This window comes from Streptomyces cyanogenus, assembly GCF_017526105.1.
GTDB classification, from domain to species: Bacteria; Actinomycetota; Actinomycetes; order Streptomycetales; family Streptomycetaceae; genus Streptomyces; species Streptomyces cyanogenus.
This window is the reverse complement of the sequence record NZ_CP071839.1, coordinates 7,667,845-7,680,309: the sequence shown is the minus strand read 5'-3', so window position 1 is coordinate 7,680,309 and position 12,465 is coordinate 7,667,845. Positions and strand designations below refer to the sequence as shown.

Below are 12,465 nucleotides of genomic sequence, written 5' to 3'. Positions count from 1 at the left end.
GGCTCACCGTGCGCCGGCACGGTGCTGCAGCAGGAGGAGCGCGATGTCGTCCGCGCGCTGCCCGGTCGTGTCCGCTTCGCTGACGAGGTCGTCGATGAGCAGGTCCAGGTCCCGGTCGTCGGCGCGTGCGAGGTGCCGGGCGAGGGCGGTGATGGAGTCGTCCAGGTCGACTCCGGGCCGCTCGACCAGACCGTCGGTGTAGAAGGCGAGGATCATCCCCGGCACGAGCGCGATCTCGGTCACGGGGAACACGGCGTCGGGGAGGATCCCCAGGAGTGGTCCGGGTGGGACGACGACGGGCCGGGTGTCGCCGCCGGGGAGGCGCAGCAGGGGTGGCGGGTGGCCGGCGCTGGCCAGGGTGATGCTCCGGCGGGAGAAGTCGAGGCGGGCGTAGAGGCAGCTGGTGAACAGGTCGGGGCCGAAGTCGGCGAGGAGCCGGTTCGTTCCGGCGAGGACCTGGCCGGGGGGCGTGCCGAGTGCCGCGTGGGCGCGGACCGCGGTACGGACCTGGCCCATGAGAGCGGCGGCGGCCACGTTGTGGCCCTGTACGTCGCCGATGACGGCCGCGGCGGCGGTGTCGCCGAGGCGCACCAGGTCGTAGAAGTCTCCGCCGATCTCCATCCCGCGGGTGGCGGGCATGTAGCGGGCGGCGACCGTCAGGCCGCCGACCTCGGGCAGGGTGCGTGGGAGCAGCGCCGCCTGCAGGCCGCGGGCGATCTCGTGTTTGGTGTCGTACAGCCGGGCGCGGTCGAGGGCCTGGGCGATGAGCCCGGCGAGCGACGTCATGACGGCTCGTTCCTCGGCCGGGAACTCGTGGGGGTGGTCGTACGACAGGACGCAGCAGCCGACCGGCCGGCCGGAGATGACCAGCGGCAGGAAGGCCCAGGCGTGGGCGCTGCTGATCTGCAGCGCCTCCGGGTAGGTGCGCCGCATCTCCTCCCGGTCGGCGAAGAACGCCGGGATGCCGGTGCTCAGGGCGCGCCCCGCCGGGGTGAGGCGGGTGTCGAGGGGCAGGCCGTCGAGGCGCTCGATGGTCTCGCTGGAGTAGCCGCTGTGACCGGTGATCCGCAGCCGGCCGCCCTCGGCGGCCGACAGCACCAGTCCCTGGGCGCCGAACGCGGGCATGATCTGGTCGGCGACCAGGTCGATCACGTCCTGGACGCCCACGACCTCGGAGAGCGTGGCGGCCAGGTGGGTGAGCTGGTAGAGCCGGCCGGCGCGGGTGGGTGCGGCAGCGCCCGCGGACCGGTGGGCCGGTGCGGGCGGGGGCTCCTCGCTGGTGCTGACGATGCGGACGCTGATGCCGCTGTCGTCCGGGTACAGGTGGAATTCGAGCCACTGGTCCGGCGGGCGGCACGCGGTGAAGGCCACCGGCGCCCGGCTGATCACCGCGGCACGGTAGCGGTCCTCGTACGTGGGGTCGTCCAGCCAGCGCAGGGACTGCCACGGCAGGGTGCCGAGCAGTCGGCCGGCGTCGACGCCGAGCAGCTCGCAGGCGCCGGCACTCAGGAACGTGAAGCGCCCCTCCAGGTCCAGGGCGCAGCTGCCGCCGGGCAATCGCTCGACGAAGTCGGCGACGGCCGTTTCCGGGCTGGTGGACGGGCGGCCGGTTCCGGCGGGGACGACGCGGGCCCTGCCGCCGGCCCCGAGGGGAGGCCCGCGGTCGGCGGCCTCCTCCAGCGCCCGGGCCACCCGCCGGCAGCTGGACGCGATGTTGGCGCGTTCCCGCCCGGTCATGTACGGGGGGCGGGTGGCCGGCCACATCAGCAGCAGGCCGCCCCACCGCCTGAGGCCGGTCACGGGCGCGGCGACCAGCGCCAACGGGTAGGGAAGCACCATCGCGGTCCGCGGATACGACCGGGCCATCTCCTCCTGGCTGCCCACCCAGACCAGGCGGTCGTGCCGGACCGCGTCCGTCAGCGGGGCCGGCGCGGCCAGCGACACCGTCTCCCACGGAGCGGCCATCCCGGCCCCCACTCCGCACAGCGCCTCCAGCCGCAGCATCCGCTCGTCCGGTGCGAGCAGGTACAGGGCGCCGATGGTCGCGCCCGTCCGGCGCACCGTCTCCGCGAAGACGGCGTCCAGCTCCGCGGTGTCGGTGGCCGGATCGCCCGTACTGGTCACCAGGCACCTCCAGCATCGCCGGGGGGGACCCCAGGCTGGGGAAGACCTCGGGATCCGGCGCGCAGGTCTGGGCCTACGTGTTCGGCCTGGCCGCGCTGATGTCCCCCAGAGCCGTGTCCTCGCCGCGTTCGATCGCCATGTCGCCCAGGGAGACGATGCCCACGGGCCGGTCTCCCTCGACGACCGGGAGGCGCCGGACGGCGTGCTCGCGCATCAGGCCGAGGGCCCGGTCCAGACTGTCGTCCGGGCCGACGGTGACCAGGTCCTCGCTGCCCGCCTGGATCACGGTCGTCTGCTCCGGGTCCGCGCCCTCAGCGAAGACCCGCACCACCAGGTCCCGGTCGCTCACCAGGCACCGCAGGTGACCGTTCTCCGTCACCAGGACGGCGCCGACGTCCTCGTCACGCATCAGCCGGGCCGCGGCGGCCGCCGACGCCTGGGGCTCGACGGTCACGAGATCGCTGGTCATGATGTCGCGTACGTGCTGGGCCATGGCAGGGCTCCCTTCCCACGGTGCAACGGTTTCTGCCGGCACCCGGGTACCCCTCTGCGTCCGGGTCATCTACTCCCGCCGGGGTGGCGTCGTCCGCGAGCGGCCGCGGTCCGCCGGCCGCGGTCCGCATCACGGCGCTTCCAAGGGCGAGGAAGTCGTCGGTCCGGCCTTCCCTCCGTCAACCACCGTGTCCTACCGCCCCATTGTGTTGCTCCTTGCGCGGCTTTACTGTTCGGCTTTGCCTGAGTCTGTTTGATACTGATCGCTCAGGCGGTATGGAGGCCGCAGTGCGGAGTAATCGGATCGGTTCAGAAGCTGCGAGACCCGGTCGCCGTCGGTGGCGGAGTCCGGTCCTCGCGACGGCCGCGACCATCGCCCTGGCCGCGGGCATGACCGCACCCGCCGCGGCGCGGGACGCCGGCGCGCGGACCCTCGCCGCCGGTGCGGGGGCGCACACGGTGAGTCTCGACGGGTACTCGTTCCTCGTCGACGGCAAGCGCACCTACCTGTGGTCCGGCGAGTTCCACTACTTCCGGCTCCCGAGTCCGGACCTGTGGCGCGACATCTTCCAGAAGATGAAGGCCGCCGGGTTCAACAGCACCTCGCTGTACTTCGACTGGGGATACCACTCGCCCAAGCCGGGTGTGTACGACTTCAGCGGCGTGCGGGACGCCGACAAGGTGCTCGACATGGCCGAGCAGGCCGGGCTCTACGTGATCGCGCGCCCGGCGCCGTACATCAACGCGGAGGTCGACAGCGGCGGCCTGCCCGCCTGGATGACCACCAAGGCCGGGCGCAACCGCAGTGACGACCCGCGGTTCCTGGAGAACGCCGACGAGTGGCTGACCCGGATCGACCGGATCATCGCCCGCCACCAGCTGACCAACGGCACCGGTTCGGTCATCGCCTACCAGGTCGAGAACGAGTACTACAACGGCTCGGCCGCCGGCCACTCCTACATGAAGCACCTGGAGGACAAGGCCCGCGCCGACGGCATCACCGTACCGCTGACCGGAAACAACAACGGCACCTTCAACTCCGGTACGGGCGCCCTGGACGTCGACGGACCGGACTCCTACCCGCAGGGCTTCAACTGCTCGAACCCCGCGAAGTGGAACGGCGTACCCGACATCGGCTACGACCACCCGGCCGGCAAGCCGCTGTACTCGCCGGAGTTCCAGGGCGGCGCCTTCGACCCCTGGGGCGGGCCCGGCTACGACAAGTGCGCCCAGTTGATCAACGACCGGTTCGCCAACGTGTTCTACAAGCAGAACATAGCCGTGGGCGCCACCGCGCAGAGCTTCTACATGACCTACGGCGGCACCAACTGGGGCTGGCTGGGCATGCCGCAGAACTACACGTCGTACGACTACGGGGCCGCGATCCGCGAGAACCGGCAGCTCGATCCGAAGTACTACGAGGACAAGCTGATCGGGTACTTCACACAGTCGGTCGCCCCGCTGACCAAGACCGAGGCGATCAGGGCCACCCCGCCGGACGACCCGGCGGTCGTCGACACCGCCCGGATGAACCCCGACACCGGGACGCAGTTCCACGTGCTGCGGCACGGCAACTCCACGTCCACGGCGGTCGACAGGACCCACGTCTCGCTGGACTTCGCCGCCCGGCCGTCCGCGGACACCACGTACACCTGGGACGATCCCGACTCCGCGGTGCAGTACACCGGTTCGTGGTCGCACGTGGCCGACCAGAGCTACACCGACGGCGACTACAAGCACACCGAGTCGTTCTCCGACAAGGCCGGCGACTCGGTCACCGTCCCCTTCGACGGCACCGCCATCCGCTGGATCGGCTCCAGGACCGGCAACCACGGCTACGCCGACGTCTACCTCGACGGCACCAAGGAGGCGACGGTCGACGACTCCGGCGGCGAGAACCAGGCGGTGGTCTTCCAGAGGACCGGCCTGACGCCCGGGGCGCACACGCTGAGGATCGTCGTCAACGGCAACCACGCCTCCGGGTCCACGGACAACTACGTGTCCATCGACGCCATCGACGTGCCGGCGGCCGCCACCGCGACGCCGACCTACCCGGTGGTGCCGCAGCAGCCGGGTACCGCGATCACGCTCGACGGGCGTGACTCGCACGTGATCGTGGCGAACTACCGGCTCGGGGACTCGCAGTTGCAGTACTCGACGTCGGAGATCGCGACCCACGCGCACATCGGCGACCGGGACGTCGCCGTGCTCTACGGCAACCCCGGCAGCGACGGCGAGACCGTGCTGCGCTACTCCTCCCGGCCCACCGTGACCACCAGCGGCGGCACGGTCACGACCACCTGGGACGAGGCCACCGGTGACCTGCGCCTGAACTACACGCACAAGGGCCTGACCCGCATCGGCCTCAGCGGCGGCGGACAGCGCCCGCTGCTGCTGCTCGTCGGCGACAAGGCCACGGCGGAGACCTTCTGGCGTCAGGACACGGCGACCGGCCCGGTACTCGTGCGCGGCACCCACCTGCTGCGGTCGGCGACCGGTCTGGACGGCGGCCACACCGTGGCTCTGACCGGCGACAACGCCGACGACACGAACATCGAGGTGTTCACCTCCGCGGACCGCGTCACCTGGAACGGCAGGGCAGTGGACACCCGGGCCACCGGCACGGGCAGCCTCACCGGGGCGATCCCGGTGGCCGCCCCGGTCCAGCTGCCGGCGCTGACCGACTGGAAGCACGCCGAGGAGTCCCCCGAAGCGGCCCCCGGATTCGACGACTCCGGCTGGCAGGTGGCCGACCGGACGACCACCAACAGCGTCTCCGGCGTCAACGCGCCGCCGGTGCTCTACGCGGACGACTACGGCTTCCACACCGGCAACACGTGGTACCGCGGCCGCTTCCGCGCGAGCGGCAAGGAGACCGGCATCCACCTGGTCTCGGACTCCGGCGGAGACGCGCAGGCGTTCTCCGCCTGGCTCAACGGCACTTTTCTCGGCAGCTCCACCACAGGCAGTGCCGACTTCGCCTTCCCGGCCGGAGCGGTGAAGCCGAAGGGGGACAACGTCGTCTCCGTGCTCACCGTCAACATGGGGCACGAGGAGGACTACAACTCGACGAACGGGAACAAGGCCGCGCGCGGCCTGACCAGTGCCTCCCTTATCGGGGCCCCGCTGACCGCCGTCACCTGGCGGCTGCAGGGCGTACGGGGCGGCGAGGACCTGCAGGACCCGGTGCGCGGCCCGCTCTCCACGGGCGGCCTGTACGGCGAGCGGGCCGGCTGGTCCCTGCCGGGCTACCCGGACGGCGACTGGAAGAAGGTGTCCCTGCCGGCGAACGACACCCGGCCCGGGGTCTCCTGGTACCGCACCGACGTCACCCTGGACCTGCCGCACGGCCAGGACACCTCGCTCGGGCTGACGTTCACCGACGACCCGTCACGCAGGTACCGCGCCACGATCTTCGTGAACGGCTGGCAGGTCGGCAACTACGTCAACTACCTCGGCCCGCAGCACACCTTCCCGGTTCCCGACGGGATCCTCGACCCGAACGGCCGGAACAGCATCGCCGTCGCCGTGTGGAACCTGGACGGCAGCACCGGCGGGCTCGGCAAGGTCTCCCTCACCGACTACGGCAGCTACGCCTCGTCCCTGCGCGTCGCGCAGAACGACAGCCCGCGCTACGACCACCGGGAGTACGCGATGCCGAAGCGCCCGGGAGCGGATGTGACCCTGGACGTGCCGGACACCGCTCAGCCGGGACAGGCCTTCACGGCCGAGGCGACGGTGCGGGTGCCGAAGGACAGACCGTCCGCCTCGGACCTGACGGCCTCGCTCTCCGCGCCCGACGGCTGGCGCGCGACCGCCACGGGCTCCACGTCGGTCAAACGCCTGCGACCCGGCGGATCGGCCGCCTTCACCTGGAAGGTGCAGCCGCCGGCCGGGGAGCTGCCCTCCGCCTCGGCGCTCACCGCCACCGTGCGCTACCGGCAGAACGGACGGCATGCCTCCGGTGGTGACGAGCGCATCGTCGGCGGGATCCCGCCGGCTCCGCCGGCCGGGAAGAGCGCGGTGAGCGCCCTGCCGTTCCTGTCCTCCACCAACGGGTGGGGGCCGGTCGAGCGGGACACCAGCGTCGGCGAGCAGGCGGCCGGGGACGGGCGGCCGATCAGCATCGCCGGGGCCGGTCACGCCAAGGGGCTGGGCACCAACGCGGTCAGCGACGTCGAGATCTACGTCGCCGGAAAGTGCTCCCGGCTGACGGCGGACGTCGGTGTCGACGACGAGACACGCGGTGCGGGGTCGGTGACCTTCTCCGTGGTCGCCGACGGCAGGACCTTGGTGACCACACCGACGATCCGCGGCAAGCAGGCCGCGGTGCCGATCGACGTGGACGTCAGCGGTGCCCAGGTGATCGGCCTCAAGGTCGGCGACGCGGGCGACGGCAACGGCAACGACCACGGCGACTGGGCCGTGCCGACGCTGACGTGCGACTAGACGGGCGGCTGACGGACGCCTGCGACGGTGGGTCCTGGATCTCCTGCCGCAGGCGTCCTCAGCCCCCGCCCCGGATGACCCGGACGGCCGGCGGTCGTCGGGTCACTGCCCGGCGGCCTCCCGGGCGATCCGGTCGAACTGGGCGCCCATGGCCTCGGCCAGCGCCTGGGCGGCGGAGAGCGGGCGCACCATCACCGTGAACTCGTCGATCCTGCCGTTCTCGTCGAAGTGCAGGAAGTCGCAGCCCTGGAGCTTCTTGCCGGCGACGGTGGCGGTGAAGACGAACGCGTGGTCGCGGCCGTCGGGGTTGGCGATCTCGCGGACGTAGGTGAAGTCCTCGAAGACGCGGGACACGGCGCGCAGGATCGCCGCGGTGATCGCCTTGCCCGGGTACGGCTTGAAGGCGACCGGGCTGGTGAAGACGACGTCGTCGGCCAGCAGGGCGGCCACGGCGTCCATGTCACCGCTCTCGACGGCCTTGCGGAAGGGATGCATGCGCCCACCTCGCATAGTCAACAAATTGAGTATGTGGGGTGGAGACTAGAGGGCCGCCCTTGCCCTGTCCATGGGGCGACCTCAGGAGAAGGAGGGACTCACGGTCACTTCGTTGAGTAGTCGCAGTGCTGTTAGCGTGACGCCATGGCTTTGCGGAACGCGGTGATGGCCGCGCTGCTGGAGGGCGAGGCGTCCGGGTACGACCTCGCGAAGGCGTTCGACGCGACGGTCGCCAACTTCTGGATGTCGACACCCCAGCAGCTCTACCGGGAGCTGGAGCGCATGGAGGCCGAGGGACTGGTCGCCGCCCGCGTCGTGGAGCAGGAACGCCGCCCCAACAAACGGCTGTTCTCCCTGACGGACGCCGGCCGGGAGGCCGTACGCGCCTACACGGCCGAGCCTCCGGGCAGGCCCGCCGTGATCCGGGACGAACTGCTGGTCAAGGTGCAGTGCGCGGACGCCGGCGACATGGCGGCGGTGCGGGCGGCGGTCGCCGAGCGCATGGAATGGGCCACCGCCAAGCTGGCCCGTTACGAGCGGATCCGGCAGCGCCTGCTGGACGGGCGCTCGGAGGAGGCGTACTTCGCGGAGGCCGAGCGCATCGGCCCGTACCTCACCCTGCTGCGCGGCATGTCCTTCGAGCGGGAGAACCTCCACTGGGGGGACATGGCACTCCGCCGGCTGGACCAGCGGGGGGCGGTGCTGCGGGCCGAGGGCTAGGAGCCTTGGCGGCTGCGGGCGGGGGGCGACGCACGCCGGGCGCGGCCGGACGGATCGGCGGTCACCCGAGGAAATGTGGCGGACACGATGGGTGCACGCCTGTCGTTTCCCCAGGTCAGCGGATTCCGTTCCGTAGTCCGGCCCGGCCGGTATGACCTGGGCCACACTCGCGGCTCTTCCGTCGGGGGGTGTCGGGCGCGTAGGTTCCGGTTACCCCGCGAAGGCGCCTTCAGTGGCGCTGGTCCGCCACTCCCGGGGCGGCGGACCAGCGGGGGCCAAAGCTGCACAGCACTTCGTCGGCGGAGACGCCGTAGGTCAGGCGCCGTACGACCGCGGCGGCGCCCTTGACGCCGGCCCCGTGCGGGGCCGGTCGGCCGTGTCATCCGGCGTCCGGCAACGTCCCGGGCGAGTCGGCCCCGTCGGCCCTGTGCCGCGCCGCCAGCGCGTTGTACTCCCTGACCGCCGTCAGCCACCGCCACGGCTGGATCTCGTCCAGCGTGAGGCCCGGGCAGGCCAGTTGGTGCGGGATCCGGCACGTCGCCCCGGGCAGGGGTTCGTCCAGGCCGCCGTTCCAGGCGGTGCCATTGCCGTCGAGGTGCCAGCGGTGACCGCCGGGCACGAGGTGGGCGGGAACGGTGAGGCGGGGTTCGAGGAGGACGTGCTGTCCGGTGTACGTGGGGCGGCGGTCGCCGGTGAGGCCGCAGTGCGGGCAGACCGGCGGCCGGGGCGGCTCGGGGCCGGTGGCGCCGTCGAGGGCGGCCTGGGCGCGGTCGGCGGTCTCCCAGGGCGCGAGCGTGCCGGCGGGCGGCTGCCGGGAACCGTCCGGGCCGGGTCCGGGTAACGGGATGATGTGGTCGGTGTCCCCCATGCCGTCGAGCGTGCGGCCCGCCCCGGGACTGCGGGAAGGGCGCAATCCGGGCGCACCGGGAGCAGACGGGCGGGGCGCACCGACGCCGGTCCAGGGGGTGCGCATGCGGCGCGGGCCCGGCACGCCACCGAACCCCCACCGACGTTGCCGAGCAGCCGGGCCGCAAGGTCCGCAGCCGATCGCGGACCTTGCGGGCGGTGGTGGGGCGGGAGGCGATCAGGAGCGAGTCGTGCTCCGGCAGCGCCGCTCCGTGGTTTCCGTCCATGCCGGAGCCCGGTGTCGTCAGGGTTGCTGCGCCGGAGGCAGGGAGACGTAGAGGCGGGTGCCCTGCGGGCGGTAGCCGGTGCGCTCGTAGACACGGCGGGAGCCTTCGCCCGAGTACTCCAGCCAGACCGATCCGGCTCCCTGGGCGAACATCGCCTCGGTCAGGGCGGCGGTCACCGCGGCGGCGACGCCACGGCCGCGGTGGGCGGGGCGGGTGCCGACACCGGCCAGCTCTGCGGTGCCCTCGGCCGGCGGTGAGCAGGACGCCCCGCCGGCGATCCCGCCCTGTGGGGCACGGACGAAGCGCACCGCTCCGCCGTTCTCCTGGGTGCGGCGCAGTCGGGCCGCGCCCTCCGCGGAGGGGGCGAAGACGCCGCCGAACGCCTCGGCGAGCGCGGTGTCCAGCTCGGCGTAGTCCCGATCGGTGGCCGGGCTCTCCACGCGTGGGGAGCCGGCGGACCGGGGCACCAGCGTCCGGGGAGTGCAGACGAGGTATTCGTGCACCGCCTCGGTGGCGAAGCCCGCCGCCCGCAGTACCGGTGCCACGCCGGGCGCGGCCTGCGGGGCGAACTCCAGCCGGGGCAGCAGGCCGCGGTCACGGAAGACCCCGATCAGCTCCGCGACGTCGTGCTCGGTGGGCTCGGCGCCGGGCAGGGGGGTCGCGTAGTTGAGGTACGGGTTGTCGGTGCCGGGGGTGAGGCCCGCGACGAAGCCGCCGGTCTCGACGACCACGGGTCGGCGGCGGAGGTTGGCTACGGCAAAGCTCTGGACCTGGATGTCCATGGTGGGTGTCGACCTCACGAAGTCTCAGGGGAGCCCTCGGCGAACTCGGGGAGTCCGGGGCACGGGAGAGTGGCGGTGCGTCAGGCACCGTGTCGTGGGGCCGCCGTGGGAACGGCGTGGCAGGCCGAGGCTGCTTGCGGAGCAGGCGCTCAGTGCCGACGGCGGCCGCTGGGGGGCGCCGCAACCATGGGCTTCGTTCCTTACCGTGAGTGTTCTGCCGCGTCGCAGAACGCGGGACACTGTTCCACGACCGGCGCGAGCGGGCAAGCGGTTTTCTGCGGGTGGCCAGGGGCCGGCTCCGCGCACCGGCGGCGCGGGGCGCGGCACCCGAACGGCGGGCCCTCTTCTCTCAACCGGCGGTCGGCCGAGTGAGCCCGAGTCGCCAGTTGTTGGACCGGATGGGGTTCCCCGGCGGGTACTCGAACGCGCACTCCCCCACCAGCTCGAAGCCCGCCTTGCGGCACACCGCGTTCGACGCGTCGTGACGCACGGAGGGGAAGGCGTGCAGCCACCGGCGCGAGCCCTGCCGGGCGGCCTGTTCGGCGCACAGACGGAGTGCCGCGGCCGCGAAGCCCCGCCCTCGGTGCTCGGGCAGGATGCCGTAGCCCGTCTCGTAGACCCGCTCCCCCTCCCACTCCCGCGTCCAGTACCCGATCGAGCCGACGGCCTGTCCGTCCAGCAGGATCAGGAACATCCGGCCGTCGGCGACAGCGAGGTACCGCTCGTGACGGCGCCGGAGCTGTTCGGCGGTCTCCGGACCCCCGAGGTGTTCGGTCGACTCGGCGGTGTTCTGCCGGTGGAGGAGGTCGAGCCCTTGATCGGACCACGGTGCGAGGCTGAGGGACGTCATGTCACCAAGCTACTGGGCAGGTCTGACATCGGCTTCGAGGAAGGAGGCGTCCCGGAACGCTCTCAGGGCCTGCTTGCGGCTGACTCCCAGCCGGAGCAGGACGTCTTCCTTGGCCAGGCCCGTGCCCCGCAGCTCGGCACAGCGCCGTGCGAGGGCCAGCCGCTCCGGATGGTCCTCGGGTGCCTCGTGGAAGAGCCCGTCCTTGAGCAGTTCGTCGACGGTGTCGGCGGAGCGGCCCATGGCCCGCGCGATTCCGGCGCGCGTCATCCCGGACCTCTTGAGAGCGACCGCCTCGGCCGCTTGGCGGCGGCGCTCGTCCTGGAGGTCCTCCGCCCGCCGGGGGGTGACTCCCGCGGCTCCGCGCGCACGGGTCAGGGCGCTCTCGGCCTGCTTGTGGGTCAGCCCCAGCTCGGCGGCGATCTCCGCGACGCGCCGGCCCTCGCGCTGCAGCCGCAGTGCGCGTTCGTCCTGGTCCGCGCGCTGCACGAGCGACTGCTCGCGGTCCCGCTCCCGTCTCCTGCGGATCTCCGCCTTGAACGCGTGGAGCAGATCCGACCTGACGGACCGGGCGAACCACAGGCGCTCGCGCCGCTCCTCGTGCTCCTCCCGCATCTGCTCGCGGACGAAGTAGCCGTACCAGAACGGCATCCGTTCGGTCAGGTCCCCGTCCCTCTTCGCGCCCCAGTTGAACAGGGGGTGCGCGGAGCGCCTGTTCCACAGCGCCTTCACCGCGGACTCGTCCGGACTGTAACCCCGGTCCTCCTGCAGCCCCAGGCGCTGCTCCTCGGTGAGGCCGGCCATGGCGGCCGCCCAGCCGGTGCGCAGTCCCGCGGCCTCCGCCAGCTCCAGCAGACTGTCCCAGTCCCATTTCGGCAGGGTCAGACCGAAGCGGTCGCCGCCGCCCGACGTCCAGCGGTTCGTCTCGGCGCCGGTGTACACCGCGAAACCCGCGGCGTTCCACGCTCGTACGACGTCATGCCACATCTTGGCCGAGGCAGCGGGCAGGTAGGCGACGCGCTCGCCGTTCACGTCCAGGGCGACCGCACGCGCGTCCCACGGGTTGTGGGGCTCGGGCACCAGCTCGGCCTCGACCCGCTGTCCCGCGTGGAATCCGCTCAGCGACCGCTGGTGGTAGTACGCCCCCGACGCGTAGAACTCCCCGGACGGCTCGAAATGGTCGTCGAGCAGTATCCGCCCGGCGGGCCTGACGTACTCCTCAGGACGACGCGTGTGGATTCCCACCGCCCTGCCCCTCCCTCTGCCTCGATCACGCACTCCCCCAGCCGTCTCCCATCGGCTCCGGGGAAGTCCCCGCCGGCTTGGACGACGGCCGTCATAGGGCTCCGACCTGCAGGACTTCCGGCGATCATATGCGCATGAGGCAGCGGGGGCCGTGGCAGCGGCGGGCCGTCAGGGAGCC

Annotated in this window: 9 protein-coding genes; 2 read left to right on the top strand and 7 right to left on the bottom strand. The window is 72.3% G+C overall.

Translation table 11 applies throughout. The features are described 5' to 3' along the window. Positions 1 to 3: 3 nt before the first annotated feature. Both S1361_RS34255 and S1361_RS34250 read right to left on the bottom strand, forming a co-directional pair. Positions 4 to 2,124: a SpoIIE family protein phosphatase gene (locus S1361_RS34255; RefSeq protein WP_208035726.1), complete on the bottom strand. Its 2,121-nt coding sequence runs from the start codon at positions 2,122 to 2,124 to the stop codon at positions 4 to 6. 73 nt (positions 2,125 to 2,197) lie between these two features. Further along, positions 2,198 to 2,617: a CBS domain-containing protein gene (locus tag S1361_RS34250; RefSeq protein WP_208035725.1), complete on the bottom strand. Its 420-nt coding sequence runs from the start codon at positions 2,615 to 2,617 to the stop codon at positions 2,198 to 2,200. 287 nt (positions 2,618 to 2,904) lie between these two features. Here S1361_RS34250 and S1361_RS34245 point away from each other — a divergent pair, with 287 nt between their 5' ends. Continuing rightward, positions 2,905 to 7,065 (top strand): beta-galactosidase, encoded by a 4,161-nt coding sequence (locus S1361_RS34245; RefSeq protein ID WP_208035724.1) that lies wholly within the window; start codon positions 2,905 to 2,907, stop codon positions 7,063 to 7,065. A gap of 102 nt (positions 7,066 to 7,167) precedes the next feature. On the opposite strand, the gene S1361_RS34240 is transcribed toward S1361_RS34245, so the two are convergent. Further along, the gene (locus S1361_RS34240) at positions 7,168 to 7,560 is read right to left on the bottom strand and encodes a nuclear transport factor 2 family protein (RefSeq protein WP_208035723.1); all 393 of its coding nucleotides are present in this window, start codon (positions 7,558 to 7,560) and stop codon (positions 7,168 to 7,170) included. A 144-nt stretch (positions 7,561 to 7,704) separates the two neighbouring features. Between S1361_RS34240 and S1361_RS34235 the strand changes: the two genes are divergently transcribed. Next, positions 7,705 to 8,280, top strand: a complete 576-nt coding sequence (locus tag S1361_RS34235; RefSeq protein ID WP_208035722.1) for a PadR family transcriptional regulator — start codon at positions 7,705 to 7,707, stop codon at positions 8,278 to 8,280. 379 nt (positions 8,281 to 8,659) lie between these two features. Here S1361_RS34235 and S1361_RS34230 read toward each other — a convergent pair whose 3' ends face one another. From S1361_RS34230 to S1361_RS34215, 4 genes are all read right to left on the bottom strand, one after another. After that, complete coding sequence (locus S1361_RS34230; RefSeq protein WP_208035721.1) at positions 8,660 to 9,148, bottom strand: DUF6083 domain-containing protein; 489 nt, start codon at positions 9,146 to 9,148, stop codon at positions 8,660 to 8,662. Positions 9,149 to 9,430: 282 nt separating this feature from the next. Further along, positions 9,431 to 10,195: a GNAT family N-acetyltransferase gene (locus S1361_RS34225; RefSeq protein ID WP_208035720.1), complete on the bottom strand. Its 765-nt coding sequence runs from the start codon at positions 10,193 to 10,195 to the stop codon at positions 9,431 to 9,433. Between the two features lie 349 nt (positions 10,196 to 10,544). Then, positions 10,545 to 11,045 (bottom strand): GNAT family N-acetyltransferase, encoded by a 501-nt coding sequence (locus tag S1361_RS34220; protein ID WP_208035719.1) that lies wholly within the window; start codon positions 11,043 to 11,045, stop codon positions 10,545 to 10,547. Positions 11,046 to 11,054: 9 nt separating this feature from the next. Next, positions 11,055 to 12,287, bottom strand: coding sequence for a hypothetical protein (locus tag S1361_RS34215; protein WP_208035718.1), 1,233 nt, complete (start codon positions 12,285 to 12,287; stop codon positions 11,055 to 11,057). Positions 12,288 to 12,465: the final 178 nt, after the last annotated feature.

Excerpts from the sequence above, each read along its gene's own strand:
- S1361_RS34235 (WP_208035722.1), top strand. The coding sequence starts at position 7,705 with ATGGCTTTGCGGAACGCGGTGATGGCCGCGCTGCTGGAGGGCGAGGCG.
- S1361_RS34225 (WP_208035720.1), bottom strand. The coding sequence starts at position 10,195 with ATGGACATCCAGGTCCAGAGCTTTGCCGTAGCCAACCTCCGCCGCCGA.
- S1361_RS34240 (WP_208035723.1), bottom strand. The coding sequence starts at position 7,560 with ATGCATCCCTTCCGCAAGGCCGTCGAGAGCGGTGACATGGACGCCGTG.
- S1361_RS34230 (WP_208035721.1), bottom strand. The coding sequence starts at position 9,148 with ATGGGGGACACCGACCACATCATCCCGTTACCCGGACCCGGCCCGGAC.
- S1361_RS34220 (WP_208035719.1), bottom strand. The coding sequence starts at position 11,045 with ATGACGTCCCTCAGCCTCGCACCGTGGTCCGATCAAGGGCTCGACCTC.
- S1361_RS34250 (WP_208035725.1), bottom strand. The coding sequence starts at position 2,617 with ATGGCCCAGCACGTACGCGACATCATGACCAGCGATCTCGTGACCGTC.